21 protein-coding genes are annotated in these 22,710 nt (G+C 62.9%); 4 read left to right on the forward strand and 17 right to left on the reverse strand.

Annotated elements, in window-relative coordinates:
- Positions 1-75: 75 nt before the first annotated feature.
- Together gorA and ABF859_RS08455 are read right to left on the reverse strand one after the other, a co-directional pair.
- The gene (gorA, locus tag ABF859_RS08450; RefSeq protein WP_415527331.1) at positions 76-1,470 is read right to left on the reverse strand and encodes a glutathione-disulfide reductase; all 1,395 of its coding nucleotides are present in this window, start codon (positions 1,468-1,470) and stop codon (positions 76-78) included.
- A 26-nt stretch (positions 1,471-1,496) separates the two neighbouring features.
- On the reverse strand, positions 1,497-2,384 hold the full coding sequence (locus ABF859_RS08455) for a ferredoxin--NADP reductase (protein ID WP_415527332.1): 888 nt from the start codon (positions 2,382-2,384) through the stop codon (positions 1,497-1,499).
- 135 nt (positions 2,385-2,519) lie between these two features.
- Here ABF859_RS08455 and ABF859_RS08460 point away from each other — a divergent pair, with 135 nt between their 5' ends.
- Positions 2,520-5,030: a helicase-related protein gene (locus ABF859_RS08460; RefSeq protein WP_415527461.1), complete on the forward strand. Its 2,511-nt coding sequence runs from the start codon at positions 2,520-2,522 to the stop codon at positions 5,028-5,030.
- 36 nt (positions 5,031-5,066) lie between these two features.
- On the opposite strand, the gene ABF859_RS08465 is transcribed toward ABF859_RS08460, so the two are convergent.
- The 10 genes from ABF859_RS08465 to ABF859_RS08510 all read right to left on the reverse strand — a co-directional run bounded on the left by ABF859_RS08465 (position 5,067) and on the right by ABF859_RS08510 (position 14,865).
- Positions 5,067-5,681 (reverse strand): helix-turn-helix domain-containing protein, encoded by a 615-nt coding sequence (locus tag ABF859_RS08465; protein ID WP_415527333.1) that lies wholly within the window; start codon positions 5,679-5,681, stop codon positions 5,067-5,069.
- A 233-nt stretch (positions 5,682-5,914) separates the two neighbouring features.
- The gene (locus ABF859_RS08470; RefSeq protein WP_415527334.1) at positions 5,915-6,655 is read right to left on the reverse strand and encodes an META domain-containing protein; all 741 of its coding nucleotides are present in this window, start codon (positions 6,653-6,655) and stop codon (positions 5,915-5,917) included.
- A 12-nt stretch (positions 6,656-6,667) separates the two neighbouring features.
- The gene (gene serS, locus ABF859_RS08475; RefSeq protein WP_415527335.1) at positions 6,668-7,930 is read right to left on the reverse strand and encodes a serine--tRNA ligase; all 1,263 of its coding nucleotides are present in this window, start codon (positions 7,928-7,930) and stop codon (positions 6,668-6,670) included.
- A gap of 27 nt (positions 7,931-7,957) precedes the next feature.
- Complete coding sequence (gene tatC, locus ABF859_RS08480) at positions 7,958-8,743, reverse strand: twin-arginine translocase subunit TatC (RefSeq protein WP_415527336.1); 786 nt, start codon at positions 8,741-8,743, stop codon at positions 7,958-7,960.
- Entirely contained in the window at positions 8,740-9,342 is a 603-nt protein-coding gene (locus ABF859_RS08485; RefSeq protein WP_415527337.1) for a twin-arginine translocase TatA/TatE family subunit, read from the reverse strand. The genes tatC and ABF859_RS08485 overlap by 4 nt, the downstream gene beginning before the upstream one ends.
- A gap of 9 nt (positions 9,343-9,351) precedes the next feature.
- Positions 9,352-9,963 carry an SMC-Scp complex subunit ScpB gene (gene scpB, locus ABF859_RS08490; RefSeq protein ID WP_415527338.1) on the reverse strand — a complete coding sequence of 204 codons (612 nt, stop codon included), beginning with the start codon at positions 9,961-9,963 and terminating at the stop codon, positions 9,352-9,354.
- Positions 9,960-10,721, reverse strand: a complete 762-nt coding sequence (locus ABF859_RS08495; protein WP_415527339.1) for a segregation and condensation protein A — start codon at positions 10,719-10,721, stop codon at positions 9,960-9,962. Before ABF859_RS08495 ends, scpB begins: the two co-directional genes overlap by 4 nt.
- 10 nt (positions 10,722-10,731) lie before the next feature.
- The gene (locus ABF859_RS08500) at positions 10,732-11,853 is read right to left on the reverse strand and encodes an SPOR domain-containing protein (protein WP_415527340.1); all 1,122 of its coding nucleotides are present in this window, start codon (positions 11,851-11,853) and stop codon (positions 10,732-10,734) included.
- A complete protein-coding gene (gene argS / locus ABF859_RS08505) occupies positions 11,850-13,658 on the reverse strand; it encodes an arginine--tRNA ligase (protein ID WP_415527341.1) in 1,809 nt (602 codons plus the stop codon). The genes ABF859_RS08500 and argS overlap by 4 nt, the downstream gene beginning before the upstream one ends.
- A 43-nt stretch (positions 13,659-13,701) precedes the next feature.
- Positions 13,702-14,865: a deoxyguanosinetriphosphate triphosphohydrolase gene (locus ABF859_RS08510; RefSeq protein WP_415527342.1), complete on the reverse strand. Its 1,164-nt coding sequence runs from the start codon at positions 14,863-14,865 to the stop codon at positions 13,702-13,704.
- Between the two features lie 233 nt (positions 14,866-15,098).
- On the opposite strand from ABF859_RS08510, the gene ABF859_RS08515 reads away from it, so the two are divergent.
- Entirely contained in the window at positions 15,099-15,443 is a 345-nt protein-coding gene (locus ABF859_RS08515; RefSeq protein WP_062495941.1) for a HesB/IscA family protein, read from the forward strand.
- A gap of 4 nt (positions 15,444-15,447) precedes the next feature.
- Positions 15,448-16,224 carry an exodeoxyribonuclease III gene (gene xth, locus ABF859_RS08520; protein WP_415527463.1) on the forward strand — a complete coding sequence of 259 codons (777 nt, stop codon included), beginning with the start codon at positions 15,448-15,450 and terminating at the stop codon, positions 16,222-16,224.
- Positions 16,225-16,268: 44 nt separating this feature from the next.
- Here the strand turns inward: xth and ABF859_RS08525 are convergent, their stop codons facing one another.
- Positions 16,269-16,541, reverse strand: a complete 273-nt coding sequence (locus ABF859_RS08525) for a YXWGXW repeat-containing protein (protein ID WP_415527343.1) — start codon at positions 16,539-16,541, stop codon at positions 16,269-16,271.
- A 391-nt stretch (positions 16,542-16,932) separates the two neighbouring features.
- On the opposite strand from ABF859_RS08525, the gene ABF859_RS08530 reads away from it, so the two are divergent.
- A complete protein-coding gene (locus tag ABF859_RS08530; protein WP_415527344.1) occupies positions 16,933-17,406 on the forward strand; it encodes a hypothetical protein in 474 nt (157 codons plus the stop codon).
- Between the two features lie 71 nt (positions 17,407-17,477).
- Here the strand turns inward: ABF859_RS08530 and ABF859_RS08535 are convergent, their stop codons facing one another.
- From ABF859_RS08535 to ABF859_RS08550, 4 genes are all read right to left on the reverse strand, one after another.
- Positions 17,478-18,041, reverse strand: a complete 564-nt coding sequence (locus tag ABF859_RS08535) for a ferritin-like domain-containing protein (RefSeq protein WP_415527345.1) — start codon at positions 18,039-18,041, stop codon at positions 17,478-17,480.
- A gap of 130 nt (positions 18,042-18,171) precedes the next feature.
- Complete coding sequence (aspS, locus tag ABF859_RS08540) at positions 18,172-19,968, reverse strand: aspartate--tRNA ligase (protein ID WP_415527346.1); 1,797 nt, start codon at positions 19,966-19,968, stop codon at positions 18,172-18,174.
- Between the two features lie 93 nt (positions 19,969-20,061).
- Positions 20,062-21,633, reverse strand: a complete 1,572-nt coding sequence (locus ABF859_RS08545) for an FAD-dependent oxidoreductase (RefSeq protein WP_415527347.1) — start codon at positions 21,631-21,633, stop codon at positions 20,062-20,064.
- Between the two features lie 143 nt (positions 21,634-21,776).
- A complete protein-coding gene (locus ABF859_RS08550) occupies positions 21,777-22,547 on the reverse strand; it encodes a DUF2076 domain-containing protein (protein ID WP_415527348.1) in 771 nt (256 codons plus the stop codon).
- Between the last annotated feature and the right edge of the window lie 163 nt (positions 22,548-22,710).

Raw genomic sequence — 22,710 nt, forward strand, 5'->3', positions numbered from 1 at the left:
GTGCTGCCCTTCAGAAAATATGTGACGGCCCGACTGCGGAGCCTCCGTGAGACCGTTACGCGCCGTCATGATGGTTCAGCCTGCTTTTCGGGGGACGTGACGTGTGAGGCTCCGCATGGTCACGAACTCCTCCGCACTGGTGGGGTGCAGGCCGATCGTGCGGTCGAAATCCCGCTTGGTCAGCTTTGCCGTGATCGCGATGGCAAGGCCCTGGATGATTTCCGGCGCATCAGGGCCGATCATATGCGCGCCGAGCACGATCTTGCTCTGCGCATCGACAACCAGCTTCATCAGGGTCTTGCCCTTGCGGCCCGAGAGCGTCTGGCGCATCGGCGTGAAGCTGGACGTGTAGATGTCCACGTCATGGCTCTGCACGGCTTCTTCCTCGCTCAGGCCGACCGTGGCGAGAGGCTGGGAGAAGAACACGGCCTTGGGGGTCGTGGCGAACGACCAGTCGCGGCCTGTCTCGCCAAACAGACGTTCGGCCAGAAGATGGCCCTCGGCAATGGCCGTAGGCGTCAGGTTGTAGGTATCCGTCACGTCACCGATGGCATAGATGCCCGGAACATTGGTGCTGGCATCCCGGGGTGTGGCGGGAATCCGGCCGCCCCATGTTGCCACGCCGGCGTTGTCGAGCTTCAGCGGGGCCAGATTGGGGTGACGGCCCGTCGCCATGAAGACACAGTCCGTTTCGATGACCTCTCCGCCCTCGAGATGCAGACGATAGCCCTGCCCGACCTTCTCGATCCGCTCCGGGCAGCGACCGGGATGAGGCTTGATACCGTTCAGCGGCAGCAGTTCGGACAGATGGGCGCGCAGTTCGCTGTCAAAGCCGCGCAGGGGAAGCTGCTGGCGGAAAACCAGATCGACCTTCGAACCAAGGCCTGCAAAAATCCCGGCAAATTCAATGCCGATATAGCCGCTGCCGATCACGGCAACACGCTCGGGACGGTCCGCCAGATGGAAGGCATCATCCGAGACGATCGCATGTTCGGCGCCGGGAATGTTCAGCCGCGTAGGCGTGGAGCCCGTGGCGATGACGATGTTCTTCGCCCGGACACGCTGGACGGACGCATCCGGCGCCAGTTCGGACGGGCCGATCTCGACCGTATGGGCGTCCACGAAGCTGGCATCGCCCGTAAACAGCGTCACCCCGGCCTTTTCCAGCATCGAGACATAGATGCGGTTCAGACGCTCGATCTCGCGGTCCTTGGCGCTGATCAGCGTGGACCAGTCATGTGCAACCGGTGTGATGTCCCAGCCATAGGACGGGGCATCGGCGATCTCGCGGCCATAATCGGCCGCATAGACCATCAGTTTCTTGGGCACACAGCCGAGATTGACGCAGGTTCCGCCCCAGTGACGGCGCTCCGCAATCGCGACGCGCGCTCCGTTCTGGGCGGCGATGCGCGCACAGCGCACCCCACCCGAACCGGCACCAATAACGAACAGATCAAAATCCTGCATCATCCCGGCCTTTCGTACCTCTTGAGACCTCAGCGCTCGGCAAAGGCCTTTTCAACGACATACGAACCCTGATGGCTCATATTGCCTTCCACGAAACCCATACGCTCCAGCAGGGCTTCGGTATCGGCCAGCATTTCCGGCGAACCGCAGATCATGACGCGGTCATGCTCGGGATCGAGCTTGTCGATACCCAGATCCTCGAAGATCTTGCCCGTCTCGATCAGCTTGGTGATACGATCAGTCACGGCATAGTCTTCGCGGGTCACGGCCGGGTAGTAGCGCAGCTTGTCGGCCACGAACTCTCCCAGGAACTCGTGCTCCGGCAGTTCGTGACGGATGTGGTTCTCATAGGCCAGCTCGCCCGAAATACGGACGGTGTGGCTGAGGATCACGTTCTCATAACGCTCGTAAGCCTCGGGATCCTTGATGAGGCTCATGAACGGCGCCAGACCCGTTCCCGTGGACAGGAAATACAGGTTGCGGCCCGGCTTGAGGTTATCGAGCAGCAGCGTGCCAACCGGCTTGCGGCCGATCAGAACCGTATCGCCCACCTTCACATGGCGCAGACGCGAGGTCAGCGGGCCATCGGGAACCGCGATGGAGAGGAACTCCATGTGGTCTTCATAGTTGGCGGAGGCGATCGAATAGGCGCGCAGAAGCGGCTTGCCTTCAACCTCGATGCCGATCATCGCGAACTGGCCGTTCTCGAAACGCAGGCCGGGATCACGCGTTGTGGTGAAGCTGAACAGGCGGTCTGTCCAGTGATGGACCGTCAGCACCTTCGCCGGATACAGATGGGCGTATTCCTTGCTGGGTTCGGCAAGGCGGTACTGCTTCGGATGCCCTTCGAACGGCACGAGGCCGGTCAGGGGCTCGTCGATGGTCGGAGTCGGGGCGGCAAAAGTCGGGGTGGACATGTCTGGTTCTGTCTCCGGTTCGGAACGGACAACAGGTCACGGACCTGATAATGGTCGGGTCTTTTAGCCCAATCGTTGCCGCTCGGGAAACCCATGCGCGTTGAAGCGCATGCCGGAATGACGCACAAGACTCTTATGACAGACGACTCCATGCCGGACGCCACTCTTTCCGACACGCTCTCTCCGGCCGAACGCGCCCTTCAGCGGGCCGAGGCCGAATTCGGAACCTCGCTCGACATTACGCCGCGCGAACGCCCTGCCCTGCTGCGTCAGGTTGCACGCAGACTTGAAGGACCTGAGGCGAGCCTGTCCCATGACGGGCTGATCGAGGCCCTGTGCGTCGTGCGCCGCAAGACATGGGCGTCCCAGCTCATGAATGTCTGCCGCCGGGCTGGCGAGGTCTGGATCGGCAAGCCTGACACGCAAGAAGCAGCGGCCCGTACCCATGACCCGCGCGCCGACATGCCTGCCCTGCGCCGGACTCTTGATGATGTCCTGATGACGCGCTGGCAGGAGATGGGCGATTCTCCGCGCGCCGTGCTGGAAGATGTCCGGGCCGATCTCGCCGATACGGGCGTGATCCTGTCGAGCGGCCAGCTTGAAAAACTCTCCCAGAGCATCGCGGCCGCATTCGGCAGCGTCGATCTCGGCTTCGAGGATGATCTTCGGATTGCCGAAGAACGCCGTGCCCGTGAGCAGGCCGACATTCAGGCTCGTGCGGAAGAACGTAGGGCGCGTGAGCTTGAGCGGCTACGCCAGTGGGAAGAAGGACTGGTCAGCTTCGATGAGCTGCCAAATGTCCTGCACTGTTCGCGCCGCGAAGCCCTGCGCTGGATTGCCGAAAACCGGATTCCCATTGCCCGCCGTGAAACCCGGCCGGACGGAATCGAGCTGTTCTTCTTCGATCCCTCGGAACTCAAGCGGCTCCGGACCTTCCTGCCGCAATGGCGCAGCGGAACCAAAGACCGGCCGGAAGTTCTGGATCTGGGCAACAAGGCCGGTAACGCCGCCATTGCCCGTGTCGCCGCCCTTGACCGGTTTGCCGCACATTTCCGCACGGCACGGGCGCTTAAGCGGCGCATTACGCTCGTGACGGGGCCGACGAACTCCGGAAAATCCTATACCGCGCTCAACGCACTGGCGAATGCCGAGAGCGGTCTCGCGCTCGCGCCGCTACGGCTGCTGGCCCATGAGTTCCGCGAGTCCCTGCTCTCACGTGGCGTTCCGGCATCGCTCTCCACCGGTGAAGAGCGGATCGAGATGCCGGGTGCGCGTCATCTGGCGGCGACGGTCGAGATGTGCCCGTTCCATAACCCGGTGGATGTGGCGATCATCGACGAAGCGCAGATGCTGGCCGATCCGGACCGTGGGGCCGCCTGGACGGCTGCCATCATGGGTGTCCCGGCCCGGCATGTCTTCATTCTTGGAGCGCCGGACTGCATCCCGCTGGTCAAACGCATTGCCGAGCTTTGCGACGACCCGGTGGACGAGATCCATCTCGAACGCAAAAGCCCGCTCAAGGCCGGCGAGACGCTCCATCTCGATGAGCTGAAGCCAAGCGATGCCGTCATCGCCTTCTCCCGCCGCGAAGTGCTGGACCTGCGGGCTGAACTCATGGCGCGCGGGCGTCGTGTCGCCGTGGTCTATGGTGCGCTGAGCCCGGAAGTCCGGCGTGCCGAGGCCGCTCGCTTCAATAACGGGGAAGCCGATATCCTCATCGCGACGGACGCGATCGGCATGGGGCTGAACCTGTCGATCCGCCGTGTCGTGTTCAGTGCGCTGCGCAAGTTCGACGGACGGCAGACACGCGATCTGGTCTCGCAGGAAATCAAGCAAATCGGCGGCCGCGCGGGACGTTACGGCAAGCATGAAAGCGGGCTGGTCTGCGTGCTCGCAGGCGCGGGCAGCCCGACCTTTGTCCGGAAAATGCTGAGCGCGCCTCCCGAAGAGATCAAGGAACTGCGCCCTCTTGTGCAGCCGGACTCCGACATCGTCCGCGCCGTGGCTGAAGAGATCGGCAGTGACAGTCTCTACGGTGTGCTGACCCGTATCAAACACGCCGTCCTGCGGGCGGATGACCCGAACTACCGCCTCGCCGACATGGAGCAGGCGCTGGAAATCGCCGCCGCTCTGGAGGGTGTGGAAAACCTCGATCTCTCGACACGCTGGACCTATGCCATGTGTCCGATTGATGAGCGGGACAACGGGATCCAGCGGCTTGTCCAGTGGGCTGCCGATCATGCTGCCGGACGTCCGGTGCCGCCGCCGGGTACGGGGCGTCTGCCGCATCCGGAACAGGCCGGGCGCGAGGAGCTGGAGCGGGCCGAGAAACGGCACAAGCGGCTGGTGGCCTGGCGGTGGCTGGCGCTGCGCTTCCCGGACGCCTATCCGGCCCGGCAGGACGCGGAAATCAACACGTCCATTCTCAATGACTGGATCGAACAGGTCCTGCGGACCCAGAGCCGGATGCGTGAGAGTCAGAAGCAGCAGCGCGTCGGGGGGCGTCCGGGGGGACGTGCCGGTCGCGGCCCCGCGGACAGGCCCGGAAGCAGACAGCCCTTTCCAGGACCGAAAAAGCCCGGAGGCAAGTCCTACCCTGCGAAAGGTGGAAAGCGTCCGGGGAGCAGCCGGAGGCGCCCCTCCTGACGGGGTTCCGGGCCTGACAGAAGACAGGCCCGGATTTCAGGCAATTTTAGACTGAGCCCGTGTTTTCTCGCCCTGGGCTTCACTCGTGGTGTGATGACGCACACGCCGTTCGATCCATTTCTGGGCCTGAAGTTTGATGAGCGGATCGAGCTGCCTGTAGAGGGTGAGCATCGTGTTTTCGTCCGGGGTCAGGGTCTCCTGAATGGCCTTGTAGGCCATCCCCGTCAGCAGGACTTCCGGTTCGACGCCCAGAACCTGCGCAAGACTGCCCAGATGCTTGCCGACATGACCTGAGCGGCCCGTTTCCCAGAACGCCACGGCCGAACGCGAGATACCGACTTTTTCGGCGAGCTGCTGCTGACTCAGGCCCGCCATTTCCCGAAGAAGCCGGATGCGGCGCCCAAGTTCAAGTCCGGGAGAAAGCTGCGCAGGGGGAATGGCGTCTTTGGTCAATCTCGCCTCCGTCTCTCTGATCCATGCCCTGAACGCCGCCTCGGAAACATGCGTCGGCGCAAGCGACTGGCCCTCTACCCTGAAAGCAACCCTGCCTGCCCCCAGAGTAATGATTTCCCTTACTTCACCCACTTCCGCGCCTGCGAGTGGTGGAGAAGTCCATTTCTGTCCCAGCCCAAGCTGGATCGTCGTTTTCATCAATAAGCCTCCGGCCTGATAACACTGGCGCGCCATGCCATGTGACAAAACTCTCTGCCGGTCAGAGTTCTCCCGATGTGACGGGAGAAGTTTTGTCTGATCAATGCATTCTGAAATACAGCGATAGCTGAATCAGGTTAGTCCCGTTGTCTATTGGGGGGGAAGAGGCAGGATACCCCCTATCCTCGAAAAGATGTAAAAGACTGAAAGTTTTTTGGAAAACCGGTCTGCGATTATTGTGCATCCTGCGGCACGAGCACCATCGTGCCAGCGGCACCGCCAGCATGCAGAACGAGATGATTTTCACCATCACGCGACCATGAGGTTACGGCTGGCAGGAAAGCCCCGATCTGCTGTTGCTGCGCCATCAGGGGCGGAAGGCAGGCCTTGCGGGTCATGGCAAAGGGGAGGAAGCGGAGGGCCTGGGCCTCAAGCGTAAAATGCCCCATCAGACGGTTGCAGCCATCCGTGCCGTACACGGTGCCATCCTGTTGCAGGGTCAGGCCCGGTGCTTCGGCGGTATTGTCAAAATGGAGGCTGCCCACACTCTGGATCCGCCATGCCCCGTAAGGCGCCTTGACGGCTGTCCCGGCTACATGACGCAGCAGAAGCCGGGGATGATCGAGAGGTACACCTCCGTCGGGCGTGGCAAACAGCCGACGTCCCTCAACGGTGATTTCCGCGTTCAGAACGTAATGTCCTCCCGGCGGGAGGGCCGGATAGGTCAGCGTATAGGGAATGGGCACGGCATGATGGATCTCTTCACGCTGCTCGGCCATGACGAGGGGCGCGCCATGCGTGGCGCCCGTATCCTCGATCCAGACGCTCAGGACGGCGCCCGGGGGGACGGCCATACGCTCGCGGTACAGCGCCTGACCATGCAGTGTCCTCATGCTGTCCGCCTGCGCGGGGCCTGAGGCAAAAACGGACCCTGCGGCCAGCAGGGCAAGGGCGAAACTGCGGATCGTGATCATGCCTGGCATTCCTCAGCCGATGCGGTTCAGCCCGCCCATATAGGGACGCAGAACCTCGGGGATATCGATGCTGCCGTCTTCGTTCTGATATGTTTCCATAACAGCGATCATGGTGCGGCCGACAGCAAGACCGGACCCGTTGAGTGTGTTGACGAAGGCCGGTCCATTCTCTGCACGATAGCGCGCATTCATGCGGCGTGCCTGAAAATCGCGTGTGTTGGAGCACGAGGAAATCTCGCGCCAGGCCTTCTGGCCCGGAAGCCAGGCTTCCAGATCGAACGTCTTTGCCGCACCGAAGCCCGTATCGCCCGCGCAGAGCAGCATCCGGCGGAAGGTGATACCCAGACGCTCCAGAACCGTCTCGGCAGCCTGCGTCATGCGTTCATGCTCGGCCTCGCTGTCCTCCGGCTTCACGACGGAAACCAGTTCGCATTTGGTGAACTGGTGCTGGCGCAGCATGCCGCGCACGTCGCGACCGGCCGACCCGGCCTCGGACCGGAAGCACTGCGACAGCGCGGTCATGCGGATCGGCAGGGCGTCGGCGGGCAGGATGTCGCCCATGACGGAGGCCGTCAGCGGGACTTCGGCGGTCGGGATCAGCCAGCGGCCATCTTCGGTCCGGAACGAGTCCTCGGCGAATTTTGGCAGCTTGTCCGTGCCGTACATGGCCTCGTCATTGACCAGAAGCGGCACGCTGGTTTCGCTGTAGCCGAACTTGGTCGTGTGGGTGTCGAGCATGAACTGGCCGAGCGCACGTTCCAGACGCGCGAGCGCACCACGCAGGACGACGAAACGCGTGCCGGACAGCTTGGCGGCGGTCGGGAAGTCCATCAGACCCAGCGCTTCGCCGAGTTCAAAATGCTGCTTTGCCTCGAACGCAAATTCGCGCTTCTCGCCACGGACATGGACGACGACGTTCTCGTCTTCGCTCTTTCCGTCCGGCACGGATGCATCAAGACGGTTCGGCAGGGCCTTGAGCACGTCGTCGATGCGGGTCTGGATCGTGTTGGCACGCTCTTCCAGACCCGCGATCTGGTCGCGCAGAGCCACGGCCTTTGCTTCGATCTCGGCGGTATCGAGCTTCTGGCGCTTGAGCAGGCCGATTTCCTTGGCCAGCGCCTTGCGCGCACCCTGCGCCTCCTGCAACGCGGCAAGTGCGGCGCGGCGTTCTTCATCTTCACTGACAAGCTGCTGTCCCACGGGTGACAGGCCCCGACGTGCGAGAGCAGCGTCAAAAGCGGCCGGGTCGGCGCGCAGGGCTTTCAGGTCATGCATGGTTCAGGGCTCCGGCAGGTCTGGTCATCAGTCTTCATCAGCGGCCATGGGTTTCGGTTCGACGAACCGGGCCGTGAGGATGGATACCTCGTACAGGGCGACGAGGGGAATGGCGAGGCTCAGCATCGTAATCGCATCGGGAGGGGCGATCACGGCGGCCACGGCGAAGGAGGCGACGACGGCATAGCGGCGGAAGCGTTTGAGCTGCGCCACACTCAGCAGGCCGACGCGCACCAGCAGGGTCAGCACGACGGGCAGCTCGAAACAGACCCCGAAGGCCAGGATCATTTTCGTGACCAGCGTCAGATATTCTGAGACCTTCGCCTGAAGCTCGATCTGCATGCCGCCATTGGTATTCTGCGGTGTCTGGAACGACAGGAAGAACTGCCACGCGTAGGGGAAAACCACGTAATAGGCGAGTGCGGCGCCGATCAGGAACATGATGGGTGTTGCGATCAGGAACGGCGCGAAGGCACGCTTTTCGCTGCGATACAGGCCCGGGGCGATGAAGATCCAAGCCTGTATGGCGATCATGGGAAAGGACAGGCAGGTCGCACCGAAAACGGCCACGCGAATATAGGTGAAGAAGGCCTCATACAGCGCGGTGTAGATCAGATGCGGCTGCTCGCCGTTCTTGCGCATGATGTTGCCGAGCGGGGCCGCCAGAAAGCGGTAAATCTCGCCCGAATAGTGGTAGCAGATGGCAAACGCGATCACGAAGGTCACGATGGACCAGATCAACCTCCGCCGCAGTTCCACGAGATGTTCGAGGAGCGGCATCGGCGTATCGTTGATGCTGTCGGTCTCGGTCATTCGCCGTCCTTTCCGCTCGCAATGGTCACGCGCCGGCCGGCATGAATGGCGCGGACAGGCGGCAGGATGTCGGGCGCCCGCCAGCGGGAGCGCTCATGCAGGAGCCGTCTTGCCGTACTGGGGGGAAGAATCTCGGGGGCATCCGAGACGTCTTCATTAGGCTCGGGCTCCGGCTCCACAGGCAGGTCCGCGGCCGGTTCGAAATGGGGTCGTGCGTTGTAAGGCACCGTTTCCAGATCCGTCAGGGGCGGCGGTGGAAGCGGTGGCGCGGGAGGAACTTTCGGAAGATCGGCGGCGGATGATTTGGCGGTGCCGTCCAGTTCCAGACTGCGACGGATGGAATTGTCGCCGTCGATGGCTTTCGTGACACGATCGCGCAGATTGAAGTTCTTCAGGTCCCGGAACTGGTCGCGCGCTTCGGAGAGGTCGGCTTCGCGAACCATCTCGTCCACATGGGACTGGAACTCTGCCGCCATGCGCCGCATGGCCTTCAGTCCGTTCGACAGGGTGCGGATGGCGACCGGCAGGTCCTTCGGGCGGATGAAGACCATCGCCACCATCACGAACAGCGCGATTTCCGAGAAGCTGAAGTCAAACATGCGTCATTCCTAGCCTGTCTGCTCCGTTCCGCCTACGGCAGAAGCATCGTTTGCGTCGTCCGGGGTTTCGGCAGGAGCCTCGGTGGGCGCGCGGTCCAGAAGGAAATCCTCCTTTCTGGGCAGCCCTCTGAGATCCGGCAGGCCGAAACTTTCCAGAAAATTCGCCGTGGTGCCCCACAGAACCGGACGGCCCGGGACTTCCTTGCGGCCCTTGGGGGCGATCAGGCTGTCTTCCAGCAGGGCGTCAAGAATGGCCTGCCCGAGCGAGACGCCGCGAATGGCCTCGATTTCCGCTCGGGTGCAGGGCTGGTGATAGGCGATGATGGCGAGTGTTTCCATCGCCCCCCGACTCAGGCGGCGGGGCTTTTCCACAACCTTCGTCAGGGCAGATGCGAATTCCGGGCGGGTCCGGAACTGCCAGCCGCCTGCGACCAGCACCATTTCGACGGCATGATCGGCGTAACGCGTCTGCACGGCTGCGAGCGCGTCATCGATCGAGACCGGTACGGACTGTGCTTTCAGAAGCTCGGCGATGGCAGCAGGCCTGACGGGTTCGGGGCTGGCGAAGACCAGCGCTTCGACCAGAAGGCAGGCGCGGTCGAGCATGGCAGGGTCGGTCATGATGCAGCGGCCCGCCATTCGATTTCACCGAACGCTTCCGGCTGGCGCAGTTCGAGCGCCCCACCCTTCGCCATTTCGAGCCCTGCAAGAAGCGTTCCTGCCAGAGCGGCATTGCGACCATACGGCCCCTCCTCCCCGTCCAGTTCATCCGGGCCCGGCAGAAGGGAGGTCAGGGTCTGCCAGCCGACCACCCTGTCGGTTCCAAGCAGGCGTTTGAGGCGGGACAGCGCGTCCTGCACGCTCCAGTAACGGCGGGCACGGGGAGCATAGACCCGTCTGCGCCCCGTGCGACGGCGGGCGGACAGATAGGCCGTAATCAGTGCGGGCATATCCACGCGCAGGCCGGAGCGGTCGATTTCGGTATGGTCTTCCCCCTCCCCGCGCCGGAATACGTCGATGCCCAGACGGGGCTGTTCGGCCAGCCATCGGGCGGCTGCGCGCATCCGTTCGAGTTCGATCAGGCGTTCCTGAAGCAGTTCGATCGCATCTTCGGCGTCCGGATCTTCGTTTTCGGCGGGAAGAAGCAGCTTGGATTTCAGCCAGGCGAGCCAGGCTGCCATGACCAGCCAGTCCGCCGCCAGTTCCAGGCGCAGGCTCCGCGCTTCCGCACGGGCCTTTTCCACAACGGCCAGATACTGCTCCACCAGTTGCAGGATGGAGATTTTCGCCAGATCCACCTTCTGCCTGCGGGCCAGGTCGAGGAGCAGGTCCAGCGGCCCCTCAAACCCGTCAAGCGTCAGATGGAGTGTCTCGCTCAAACGCCAGCTCTCAGAACTGGGCCGGCGTACAGGCGACGGACTGCGCGTGCAGCTTCACACAGTAAGCCCGCGCGGATTTGAGATCCGCAAAGCCACCGATCCGCAGCCGCACGAAGGTATGGTCGCCGCGCGTGGTTTTTTCGAACAACGGCGTGTGACCTGCGAACAGGGCCGGTGCCTGATGGCGCAGGCTGTCCCATTCCTTGCGGGCGGCGGCCTCACTGTCCAACGCGCCAAGCTGGACCTCATGCGCACCACTGCCAGACGTTTCTGCCTTAGGCGCGGCGGGAGAAGCGGCTTTTGGCGGTCCGACAGTGTCGGGCTGCGGCACGGGCGCGGGAAGCGGCTTTTCGGCCGGTCGCACGGCGTGATGAACGGGCGGTTCTTCTTTCTTTGGCGCTTCCCTGGGAACGTCCTTTGGAGGCGTGGCCTTCGGAGCTTCTGCGGGCGGCGCGGCCTGATCCTGCGGCTTTTCCGGAAGCGTGGCGGGCAGAGCCGTGCCCGGTGACAACTGTCCCGTATCGGCAGGGGCCGCCGCTTCCGGCGGAATGGCAGGCGTCTGGGCTGACGGAGCGTTGTCCGGTGTTGCGCCCTGAGCCGGAGCATCCGTTTTAGGCGTTTCCGGCGCAGGTGTCCCGGGAGGGACGCCGTACTGACGGGCCAGCGCTTTCGTGTCGGGCTGTTCCGGTCCGGGGGCGAGATGCGCCTCGCCGTTGCCGGTCATGTCGGTATCGCCGTCGTCACCACCCATGATCTGCATCCCGCCCGGATCGGCCGGGCGGTCCTTCACGGGGCCTGGCGGCGGCCCGATGATGGGAATACCGCCATGATGGCCGCCGGTCAGGGACCAGCCGCCGACCGCCAGAAGCAGCACGACGCCGATACCGACCGCACCGCCGACCAGCTTGCGCGTGGCAGGATCATTACCCAGCAGGGACGCCAGACGGCCTGTCCCTGCGGCATTGCCGGTCGCAGCCGGACGACGGCGTGGCGGAGGCTCGTCGTCGTAATCGTTGCTCAGGCGCTCGCGGTCGAAACGGGCCTGCGGGCGTGGGCCGGAGGACTGCTTCGGTGCCTGGGCGTAATCGCCCGGATCGGGGCGGTTGCGGTCCTGATCGTTTTCCGGGGTCATCGCATTTCCTCTACCGGCACGACGCCGAGAATGGTGAGGGCACAGCGCAGCGTTCCCGCAATGGCCGAAACCAGCGCCAGCTTGGCCAGGCTGGTTGCGCGGTCGTTCTCATGCAGGAAGCGCAGGGTGGTGTCTTCGCGGCCCCGGTTCCACAGGGCGTGGAAGTCGGAGGCCAGATCAATGCAATAGGTCGCGATCCGATGCGGCTCACGGGCCGTTGCCGCGGCTTCGACACTGCGCGGGAACGCGGCCAGACGGCGCAGGACGGCCAGTTCGACGTCCGAAGACAGGTTGGTCAGGTCAGCACCGCACAGGGCTTCCGGCGTCACGGCGTCCGCGCCGAACATCGTTTCGGCCGAACGCAGGACCGAGCGGCAGCGGGCATGGGCGTACTGGACGTAGAACACGGGATTGTCGCGCGTCTGGGCGACAACAGCGTCCAGATCGAACTCCATCTGTGCATCGGCCTTGCGGGTCAGCATCGTGAAGCGCACGGCGTCACGGCCGACCTCGTCCAGCAGGTCACGCAGGGTGACGAATGTGCCGGCGCGCTTGGACATCTTCACGGGCTCGCCGTTCTTCACGACACGCACGATCTGGCACATCACCACTTCAAAGCCGGTCTTGCCATCCGTGAGGGCGGAAATGGCTGCCCGCATGCGGGAGACGTACCCGCCGTGATCGGCGCCGAGGACGTCAATCAGGACATCGGCATTCTCGGCCTTCTGGGCGTGATAGCCGATGTCGTTGGCGAAATAGGTGTTGGTGCCGTCGGACTTGCGCAGGGCACGGTCCTGATCGTCGCCGAACTCGGTAGAGCGGAAGAGTGTCTGCGGGCGGGCTTCCCAGTCTTCCGGCATCTTGCCCTTGGGCGGCTCCAGCACGCCTTCATAGAGCAGGCCCTTGCTGTCGAGCTTTGCGATCGCGGCATCCACGCGGCCACTGGCCAGAGTTTCGGCTTCGCTGGCGAAGACTTCATGCGAAATGCCGAGCGCTTCCAGATCCTCGCGAATGGCCGCCATCATCTGCGTGAGGGCTTCACGGCGCACGGTCTCGAACCAGACGGACGGATCGGCCGGGCCACCGTCAGCGTTGGCGAGTGTGCGACCGTGCTTGTCAGCGATGCTCTCGGCGACCGGGACCAGGTATTCGCCCTGATATTGCAGGCCGTTCGGGGTCAGCGGGCTGAAATCATCCGCGGAAATCTCCGTGCCGATGGCCTGAAGATAGCGCCAGTATGTGGCCCAGGTCAGGGCGACGACCTGTGTTCCGGCGTCGTTGATATAGTATTCGCGCGTCACCGGGCTGCCTGCGGCTTCGAGCAGGTTGGCCAGCGCGTCCCCGACCACTGCGCCACGGCAATGACCGACATGCATCGGGCCGGTCGGGTTGGCGGAGACGTATTCCACGTTCACGCGCGTCCCCTGCCCCATCGTGGAGCGGCCATAGCGTTCGCCAGCCTTGAGGACGGAAACTGCCACGCCCTGCAGGACTTCAGGCTTGAGCGTCAGATTCACGAAGCCCGGACCTGCGGCTTCGGCCTTCGCGACTTCCGGAAGTTCGGAGAGCTTCGCGACCAGTTCAGCCGCAATGTCGGCGGGTTTGCGGCGCGCGGGCTTGGCGGCCAGCATGGCGGCGTTCGTGGCCATGTCACCATGGGACGGGTCCCGCGTGGGGGTCAGATCGACGCGCTGCACCACCTCTTCCGGCAGGCCGGGGACGACCGATCGCAGAGCGTCGCACACCTGGACCCGGGTGCGGGCAAAGAGACAGTCAGTCGTAAGGGTCGTGGTGTCAGCGGCCATTTCAGCTCGATTCCTGTAACGCGTCTTCAAATCAGAGGCTCTATCAGCCCAGCACGGAGAGGTCCGTCAACCGTCGATGTTCTTCCATCGCGAAACGATCGGTCATTCCGGCAATATAATCGGCCACCAGACGCCTGCGCTGCACGTCATCGGCGGCTTTGGCACGCCCGCGCAGCGGATCGGGCAGAAGGCCGGGATCTTCGGAGAGAATGTCGAAAATTTCCCGGACCGCGATCTTAGCCTTCCGCGCCATGCGGTTGACGCGCCAGTGCCGGTACATGCGGGCATAGAGGAACTTGCGAATGGCCTTGTTGGCCTCGCGCATTTCCGGACTGAACGCCACGACCGGATATCCGGCATGGCGGATGTCATCGGCCGATTGAGGGTTAAGCGCTTCAAGGTTCCGGCGCGTCTGGTCCGTCAGGTCGGTGGCGAGCTGGTTGATGACAACGCGGATGGTTTCGTGACGCACGCGCTGGGCCTGATCGGACGCCTCACGCCCGATCTGCCGCTCCATGTCGCGGGACCGGCGCAGGGCTTCGCCGACCAGCGGCAGGTCTTCGATATCCTCGAAAGACAGTAGCCCGGCGCGCAGGCCGTCATCAAGATCGTGGCCATGATAGGCGATATCGTCCGACATGGCCGCAACCTGTGCTTCGGCCGAGGCATGGCTTTGCAGGTCCAGATGATGCCTTGCGTCGTAGTCCACGAAATAGGGCGTCGGGCGTTTGACCGGGCCGTTATGCTTGGCCAGCCCTTCGAGCGCTTCCCAGGTCAGGTTCAGGCCATCGAAGGCGTGGTACCGGGCTTCGAGCGCGGTCACGAGACGCAGGGACTGGGTGTTGTGGTCGAAACCGCCCCAGTCCTTCATGGCGAGAGAAAGCGCATCCTCACCGGCATGACCGAACGGCGTGTGGCCAAGATCATGGGCGAGCGAGACGGTTTCCGTCAGGTCCTCGTTCAGGTCCAGACTGCGGGCAATGGAGCGCGCGATCTGTGCGACTTCGAGCGAATGTGTCAGGCGGGTGCGGAAGAAATCGCCTTCGTGGTTGATGAAGACCTGCGTCTTGTATTGCAGGGTGCGGAAGCCTGCAGAATGCAGCACACGGTCACGGTCCCTCTGCCAGGGGGAGCGGACGGGGCTTTCCACTTCAGGATAGAGCCGTCCCCGGGAGCCGGAGTCCTGTACCGCGTAGATCGCTACCATCAAGACATGTCCTGTGTGTGAGCCGTCTGGCTGTGAACCCTGCCCCGAAGCCTTATGGCCGGTAGAGCGCCGTTTCCGGCCGGATCACAGTTTCATTCTACGCCAGCCCGGCGTGCGTGCAACCACGGAGCCTTTGCCCTTCGGGCGTCTCTGACCATATAATCAGGACCGCAGCCGTCTTGCTGGGCCTCACGGGGTCCAGCCGCCTTTTCAGAGTCCGGGAACACACGCCCATGTCCGACACCGTGCCTTTCAGCATTTCCGCCAGCGCCGCCGCCCGCATCAAGGACATCATCGCCGCCCAGCCCGAGCCGGAAGGGCTTGCGCTGCGCGTTGCGGTTCTGGCCGGCGGATGCAACGGGTTTCAGTACCAGTTCCGGCTGGAGCGGGATCAGGCTGCGGATGACGTCGTCATCGAGCGTGATGGTGCGAAGGTTTTCGTTGATACGACCAGCCTCGACCTGCTGGAGAACGCTGAACTGGAATTCGTGGACAAGCTGATGGGCGCGCATTTCACGGTCACGAACCCCAATGCAGCGTCATCCTGTGGCTGTGGCACCAGCTTCTCGCTGGCCTGATCCGATGAGTGCCACGCCGTTCACCTTCGCAAGCTGGAACATCAACTCCATTCGCGCCCGCGCCCATCATGTTCAGGACTGGCTGGAGCGCCATCCGGAATGTGACCTGCTGTGCCTTCAGGAAATCAAATGCGAGGACAGCCAGTTTCCGGCCGTGTTCGCCGAAGCCGGGCTGCATGTCGCGACGTCAGGGCAGAAGGCCTATAACGGCGTGGCCCTGATCGGGCGGCGGCCTTTCACGGTGCCGCATCATACGCTTCCGGGCTTCGATCATCCGTCCGCCCGTTATATTGAGGCGGAACTCGACGGCATCACGATCGGCAATCTGTATCTGCCCAACGGCAATTCCGGCGGTGAGGACGGTTACGCGACCAAGCTCGCCTTCTTTGATGCGCTGGCAACCCGGGCGCGGGTTCTGCTTGATGCGGAAAAGCCGTTTGCGTTCATCGGGGACTTCAATGTCTGCCCGACGGACGAAGATCTGGCTCCGGGCGCCCTTTCCCCGGATGACGCGCTGGTGCGCCCCGAGACACGGGCGGCTTTCCGCAGGCTGGAATGGATGGGACTGACGGATGCTCTGCGTGCCCTGCATCCTGCGGGTCGGCACTACACGTTCTGGGATTATCAGGCGGCAGCGTTCCAGCGGAACTCGGGCCTGCGGATCGATCATGCGCTGCTGTCACCACGGCTGACCGAACGGCTGAAGTCCTTCGTGATCGACAGGGACGAGCGCGCGACGGAAAAGGCCTCCGATCACGTTCCGGTTCTCGTCACGGTCTGACTGCACAAAGGGGCCGGAGGCACTGCTCCGACTCCTGCTTTGTATCAGGCGTGACGGAGATTGAACCGTCGCGTCAGATGGCCCGGCTGCCACTGATAGCCGTTCCCGCTCCATCGCCAGTGCCCTGGAATCCAGCGCATGTCGCCATGATGGGGCGGAACGGGTTCAGGCAGAACATGGGGTGGCGGTGGTGGCTGGCGGTAGGGGCCGCTATAGGGCACGAACTGGGCATGGGCTGTTCCCGACATCGGCGCAATCGCCATCGTACCTGCAAACAGGGCGGAAACAGCCAAGATCCCTGACAGATGTTTCAGCATCAATGCTCTCCTTCTCATGACGCCTTGTCACGGAAAGATGATGCCATTGCGCTGTTGACGCCGATGCGGCGCATCTGTGGCGGAATCCGGGCGGTGCATGATTTTGTATTGCAGATTTCAGGAGAACCCTGCCATCTGTAACATAAAGACACAGAAGTTTATGCGTGTTGTATTTGCAACTATTATTAATAAATATCTCGGCGCCACCATTCTGAAGCTTAGCGTTTTATTGACAGTTGTACTTTTGACACACCCATAGAGACTTCCGCGCATCTTGCTTGGCGAGAGACCCCGCGACTACCGACGTTCCCAGTCTTTGTTTTCGTTGGGAGGGTCAGCCGTGATTGCCGTACCGTTCTTCTCGCTCCGGCCACGCCGAGAGCCTACTGCCGTGGCCCGTCCCCTGACCCGTCCTGACTGGCGGCTCGCTGCGATCGTCCTGAGTGGTTTATGGACATCTCCGCTTCGTGCTGAAGCAGCACCCTACTTCATGCCACCTCACCGGAATGTCCTGCCCCAGTCGCCCGGAGGGCGCCCGACTGTCAGCTTCAGGAAAGGCGCGGAAATTCTGGTACCGGCTCGCGGCTTTTCTTTCACCCAGAAGAGAGAGGCTTTCCCGGTCAGACCGGAATGGGCATCTGTGGATCTGTCGCACCTCTCTAAGATCGGCCCATTTGACGTGGAGCGGGCTGCCCAGTCTCCGCTGACGGAAGAAAAGGGGGTCACGACGACCTTCTCCTATCCGCTGAAATCACTTCCGGGCGTTGATCTCACAGCCAGTTTCTTTGGTGGACATCGGGACACCATTCAGGGTGCGGCTGGCGGAAGCGCAGCCATCACGGCTGGCATACGGGTTCATTGGTAAGCTCATAAATGCGCAAAGGCGCCTTCCCCGTTCGGAAAGGCGCCCTGAGTACATGCAGAGATGTTTTAGGCCTATGACAGGAACGGCTTGCCTTCATGGGCTACCAGCAGGTCATGCAGATCCGTGGCATGGTCTTCCTCGTCGGCCAGGAAACCCTCGAGCATGATGCGGGTCGTGGGATCGTTGTCGCCGAAATAGCGGATCAGTTCCTGATAATGCTCGATCACGACGCGCTCGGCGATCAGGTCCTGCTTCACCATCTCAACGAGATTGCCGCCATTGCCGTATTCGGTCGCGGAACGCGTAGCCAGACCTTCGGGATTGAAGTTCGGCACGCCGCCGAGCTGGTCGATGCGGTTTGCGGCCGCCAGCATGTGCTTGCGCTCTGAGGCTGCGTGTTCGTTGAACTCTGCGCCGACGCTCTCGCTGGTCAGGCCTTCGACGGAAATGGCGTGCATCGTGTAGCGCAGGACGCAGACCAGTTCCGTCGCAACAACGGCCTGAAGGATGTCGATCGCGGTCTTGACGTCCCCCTTGTAGGTGGCGGTTACAGCGCCGTCGTCCAGAGACTTCTTTGCGTTCTCCCGCAGCGTCTGCACGTCTGTCAGGAAGGCGTTTTTCTTGTCTTCGGCCATGATGGGTCTGCCTGCTTGTTGGAGAGCTTTTCCTCACAACGCAGGAATGACGAAGTGTTTCAGTGCCGGGCAAAAAAAACCGCCGTCTCCAGAATTGAAGACGCCGGTCTGACAGGGGAATGAAAGAGCCTTACTTGCTGGCGGTCGGCTTGGGCTTCGGCAGGTCCAGAGCCAGATGCAGCTCCTTCAGACGGGCCGGCTCGACCGGAGCCGGTGCTTCCATCATCAGGTCCTCGCCGCTCTGGTTGAGCGGGAAGAGAATGACTTCACGGATGTTCGGCTCATCGGCCAGCAGCATCACGATCCGGTCCACACCCGGCGCTGCACCACCATGCGGCGGGGCACCGTAACGGAAGGCGTTCAGCATGCCGCCGAAACGCTCTTCCACGACCTCGGGGCCGTAGCCTGCGATTTCGAAGGCACGCAGCATGACTTCCGGCAGATGGTTCCGGATCGCGCCAGAAGACAGCTCCACGCCGTTGCAGACGATGTCGTACTGGTAGGCGTTGATCGTCAGCGGGTCCTGCGTGTTCAGCGCCTCAAGCCCACCCTGCGGCATGGAGAACGGGTTATGCGAGAAGTCGACCTTCCCGGTTTCTTCGTTCAGCTCGAACATCGGGAAGTCCACGACCCAGCAGAAACGGAACGCGTTCTTCTCGATCAGGTCCAGCTCGGTTGCGACCTTGGTGCGGACGACGCCAGAGAACTTGGCAACTTCGTCCCCCTTGCCTGCTGCGAAAAACACGGCGTCACCGGCCTTCAGGCCGCAGGCTTCACGGATGCTTTCCACGCGCTCGGCTTCGAGGTTCTTGGCAATCGGGCCCTTGCCGCCTTCTGCTTCGAAAATGATGTAGCCCAGACCACCAGCTCCGCTTTCACGCGCCCAGGTGTTCAGCTTGTCAAAGAAGCCGCGCGGACGATCACCCGCACCCGGAGCCGGGATCGCACGGATCTGGCCGCCAGAGGCTGCGATCTTGGCGAACAGGCCGAAACCGGAATCGCGGAACGCTTCCGTGACGTCCTTGATGATCAGCGGGTTGCGCAGATCCGGCTTGTCGGAGCCGTAATCACGCATGGCATCGGCATAGGGAATGCGCGGGAAGGCGCCGTCCGTGATCTTCCAGCCTTCGGGCGTGAATTCGTTGAACACGCCTGCGAGGACGGGTTCGAGCACCGTGAAGACGTCTTCCTGCGTGACGAAGGACATCTCGAAGTCGAGCTGATAGAACTCGCCCGGGCTGCGGTCCGCGCGCGAGGCTTCATCGCGGAAGCAGGGTGCGATCTGGAAGTAGCGGTCGAAACCCGCAACCATCGCAAGCTGCTTGAACTGCTGCGGCGCCTGCGGCAGGGCGTAGAACTTCCCCGGATGCAGACGGGCGGGGACGAGGAAGTCACGCGCGCCTTCGGGAGACGAAGCCGTCAGGATCGGCGTCTGGAATTCCGTGAAGCCCTGCGCGATCATGCGCTGACGCAGGCTCGTGATGACCTTGCTGCGGAGCAGGATGTTCTGGTGCATCTTGTCGCGGCGCAGGTCGATGTAGCGGTACTTCAGGCGCAGGTCTTCGGGGTAGTTCTCGTTGCCCGCCACCTGGAACGGCAGAACTTCGGCGCTGGAGCGGATTTCCAGAGCCTCAGCCAGAACTTCCACATCACCGGTCGGCAGGTTCGGATTGCGCTGCGATCCGTGACGCACCACGACCTTGCCGGTCACGGTAATGACGCTCTCGACGCGCAGGCGCTCGGCCTTTTCCAGCAGGTCCGTGCCGGATGGGATGACGATCTGCGTTACGCCGTAATGGTCGCGCAGGTCGATGAACAGCAGCCCGCCATGATCGCGCTTGCTGTGCACCCAGCCGGAGAGGCGAACGGTCTGTCCGGCGTCCTGTTCGCGCAGGGCGCTACAGTCATGGGTGCGGTATGGATGCATGTCGGGCCTCTTCAACGTCCTGTGCGGATAGGTGGGCGCAGGAAGCCGGGACGGCCCTCTCATGTCAAGTTTTCTGCGACTTCATGGGCTGGTTCAGGCCTTTTCCTTCACGAAACCGTCGAAATCGACCGCGGCGCGCGCCATATCGGCGGCATGCCCTGCCCCGGCCAGTGCGATGGGTTTGCCATCCCTGAGATAGGTCGCAAGGAACCTGAAACCCCGGATATCGCCTTCCAGCGCCACATTGTCGAAGCTCTCGCCCCATCCCAGAAGCTCGATTTTCTTGCCGAACTGCTGCGTCCAGAACCAGGGCATCGGCACGTTCGGTGTGTCATGTCCCATCATCGCAAGGGCCGCGATCCGCCCCTGCACTTCGGCATGGCGCCAGTGCTCGATTCGCCGTGGCGCACCGTCATGGAAAACGGCGGACGCATCCCCGGCCGCATACACGCCGGAATAGATCCCTGCCTCCCCGCCTCTGGTCACACGCATCTGACCGGTCACGACAATCGCGCCGCTTTTGTCGCGCTCCAGCCCCGAAACGTAGTCCGTGGCCGGGGTCACACCCACGCCCAGCAGCACGAACGCGGCGGGCAGACGCGTCCCGTCATCGAGTTCCACACCCGAAGCGGTTCCGTCCCTGTCATCGTCGGAATAGATTTTCGTAACCCATGCGTCCGAGACAAATGCCACGCCGTTTTCTTCGTGAAGCTGACGCAGGCGGACGCCGATTTCGCGCCCGAACTGCTTTTCCATCGGGATTTCGCTGTCGGAAATGATCGTCACGCCAACGCCGCGCTGACGCAGGGAGGACGCAGCTTCAAGCCCGATGAAGCCTGCGCCCACGATCGTCACCGCCAGAGTGGGGTCCAGAATGGCGGCGATGCGTTCGGCGTCTGCTTCCCGGTGCAGCGTGTACACGCCCTGCATGTCCACCCCCGGAATATCGGGCTTTCGGGTGACGGCTCCCGTGGCGATCAGGACATGATCGGCCGTCAGTTCGGTGCCGTCCTGCAGTTTTGCCGTCCGCGTCTGTGGGTCAAAAGCCGCCACATGCCCACTGACGCGCGTGATGCCACGTTCGGTATAGAACGCCTCGTCCCGGACCGGCGGTGCATGGGCCTTTTCGGATTCGCTGACGAGAACGGTCTTGCTCAGGGCGGTGCGATCATAGGGGAGATCCTTTTCCTCGCTCACCATCGTGATGGTGCCCGCAAATCCCTCCGCCCGGAGCGTCACGGCCGCGCTGACGGCCGCAGCACCCGCGCCAAGAAGCAGGACGCTCTCATTCTCCTGCCATTTTTCGGGCGCCTGACGCTGCATCGGTTTCAATCCGACCAGCACCCGGCCATCAAGGATCTCGACGGGATATTGCGGCAGGGGATCAAGCGCCAGCGGTTCGACGAGACTGCCATCCGTCGCATCGAAAACGGCCTTGTGCCAGGGACAAACCAGCACGCTGCCTTTTGCCGTCCGACAGAATGCGCCCTGTTCCAGCGGAGCTTCCTTGTGCGGACATTTTCCGGCGAAGGCATGCACGCTGTCCCCGTCCCGGATGAGGACCACCGGCGTTCCATCCAGGGAGAACGGCGTGATCTTTCCGTCTTCGAGCGCATCGAAGGCTGCAAGATCACGGAAATCGGCGTTCGGAACGGATGGGGACATCGGCTATGGCCTCCCGGCTGGGGAATGGGAACAGTCATGAAAGCGAACGCAGCATAAGCCGCCAGGTTAGCAAACATCAAAAAACCCGCCCGGACACGCTGACCGGACGGGTTTGCACAAAGATCTGTCTGGCGAAGACAGGGTCAGAACATGTCGTCGAATCCGCCGCCGCCATCACCGCCGCCAAAATCTCCGCCACCACCAGCGTCCCCGCCGCCGCCGAAGTCGGAATCCGAGAAGCTGCCGGCATCGGTTCCAGCGCCACCAAAGGGATCGGCGGCCGAGGCGTCACTGCCGTAGTTGTTGATAATGGTGTCGCCACCCGCGCCCCAGCCACCAGCGGCATCACCGCCGCCATGATGATCGGAGAACAGGCCTTCAAGCGCGTTTGCAGCCATCATGCCGCCAGCGACACCTGCGGCGGTCGTCAGTGCCGAGCCTAGAAAGCCCGAACCGCCGCGCTGGAACATGCCCGGCTGATAGCCCGGGGGATAGGCATACTGCTGCTGTGGCATGAAGTTCGGCGGCGGGGCAGCCTGCGCGCCCCAGCCCGGCGGCGGTGCCGACTGCTGCGGACGGTTGCCACCACCGAACAGCCCACCGAACAGTCCCGGTTTGGAACCGCCCGACTGCTGCACCTGCGCGAGCTGCTGCTGGGCCTGCTGGAGCTGGAATTCGAGCTGGCGGATGCGGTTCTGCGCCTGTGCCAGAGCGGCTTCCTGCACCACGGCCATCTGCGTGACGCGATAGCGGGCTTCCGGATATTTCTGGAAGTTGTCGGCGATGAAGCGGTCCGCTTCAGGGTCGATGGGCGGCAGAGGGGCGGCCGGCGGCTGTCCAGGCCCCGTGACCTGCGGCCCTCCCCCGACACGGGCGACGAAACGGGCGATCAGATCGCGTTCTTCGTTGTTCATCGTCATCATCCTTCCAGATGAAGAAATTGCAGAGCGTTAATCATATGATGCACTCGCACGCAGTCTACAAGATCGGCCACAAGATCGCGAAATGACGCTCCCTTCCGGTTCAGGGCCTGTGCCTGTAAGGTGACGCCCGATTTCTGCCAACCGGAGCCTATCG

It is taken from the genome of Gluconobacter sp., assembly GCF_047722525.1.
Taxonomy (GTDB): domain Bacteria; phylum Pseudomonadota; class Alphaproteobacteria; order Acetobacterales; family Acetobacteraceae; genus Gluconobacter.

What these genes read in the sequence shown, in the direction of transcription:
- gorA (WP_415527331.1), bottom strand. Translation starts at nt 1,470, where the DNA reads ATGATGCAGGATTTTGATCTGTTCGTTATTGGTGCCGGTTCGGGTGGG.
- ABF859_RS08455 (WP_415527332.1), bottom strand. Translation starts at nt 2,384, where the DNA reads ATGTCCACCCCGACTTTTGCCGCCCCGACTCCGACCATCGACGAGCCC.
- ABF859_RS08460 (WP_415527461.1), top strand. Translation starts at nt 2,520, where the DNA reads ATGACAGACGACTCCATGCCGGACGCCACTCTTTCCGACACGCTCTCT.
- ABF859_RS08465 (WP_415527333.1), bottom strand. Translation starts at nt 5,681, where the DNA reads ATGAAAACGACGATCCAGCTTGGGCTGGGACAGAAATGGACTTCTCCA.
- ABF859_RS08470 (WP_415527334.1), bottom strand. Translation starts at nt 6,655, where the DNA reads ATGATCACGATCCGCAGTTTCGCCCTTGCCCTGCTGGCCGCAGGGTCC.
- serS (WP_415527335.1), bottom strand. Translation starts at nt 7,930, where the DNA reads ATGCATGACCTGAAAGCCCTGCGCGCCGACCCGGCCGCTTTTGACGCT.
- tatC (WP_415527336.1), bottom strand. Translation starts at nt 8,743, where the DNA reads ATGACCGAGACCGACAGCATCAACGATACGCCGATGCCGCTCCTCGAA.
- ABF859_RS08485 (WP_415527337.1), bottom strand. Translation starts at nt 9,342, where the DNA reads ATGTTTGACTTCAGCTTCTCGGAAATCGCGCTGTTCGTGATGGTGGCG.
- scpB (WP_415527338.1), bottom strand. Translation starts at nt 9,963, where the DNA reads ATGACCGACCCTGCCATGCTCGACCGCGCCTGCCTTCTGGTCGAAGCG.
- ABF859_RS08500 (WP_415527340.1), bottom strand. Translation starts at nt 11,853, where the DNA reads ATGACCCCGGAAAACGATCAGGACCGCAACCGCCCCGATCCGGGCGAT.
- argS (WP_415527341.1), bottom strand. Translation starts at nt 13,658, where the DNA reads ATGGCCGCTGACACCACGACCCTTACGACTGACTGTCTCTTTGCCCGC.
- ABF859_RS08510 (WP_415527342.1), bottom strand. Translation starts at nt 14,865, where the DNA reads ATGGTAGCGATCTACGCGGTACAGGACTCCGGCTCCCGGGGACGGCTC.
- ABF859_RS08515 (WP_062495941.1), top strand. Translation starts at nt 15,099, where the DNA reads ATGTCCGACACCGTGCCTTTCAGCATTTCCGCCAGCGCCGCCGCCCGC.
- xth (WP_415527463.1), top strand. Translation starts at nt 15,448, where the DNA reads ATGAGTGCCACGCCGTTCACCTTCGCAAGCTGGAACATCAACTCCATT.
- ABF859_RS08525 (WP_415527343.1), bottom strand. Translation starts at nt 16,541, where the DNA reads ATGCTGAAACATCTGTCAGGGATCTTGGCTGTTTCCGCCCTGTTTGCA.
- ABF859_RS08535 (WP_415527345.1), bottom strand. Translation starts at nt 18,041, where the DNA reads ATGGCCGAAGACAAGAAAAACGCCTTCCTGACAGACGTGCAGACGCTG.
- aspS (WP_415527346.1), bottom strand. Translation starts at nt 19,968, where the DNA reads ATGCATCCATACCGCACCCATGACTGTAGCGCCCTGCGCGAACAGGAC.
- ABF859_RS08545 (WP_415527347.1), bottom strand. Translation starts at nt 21,633, where the DNA reads ATGTCCCCATCCGTTCCGAACGCCGATTTCCGTGATCTTGCAGCCTTC.
- ABF859_RS08550 (WP_415527348.1), bottom strand. Translation starts at nt 22,547, where the DNA reads ATGAACAACGAAGAACGCGATCTGATCGCCCGTTTCGTCGCCCGTGTC.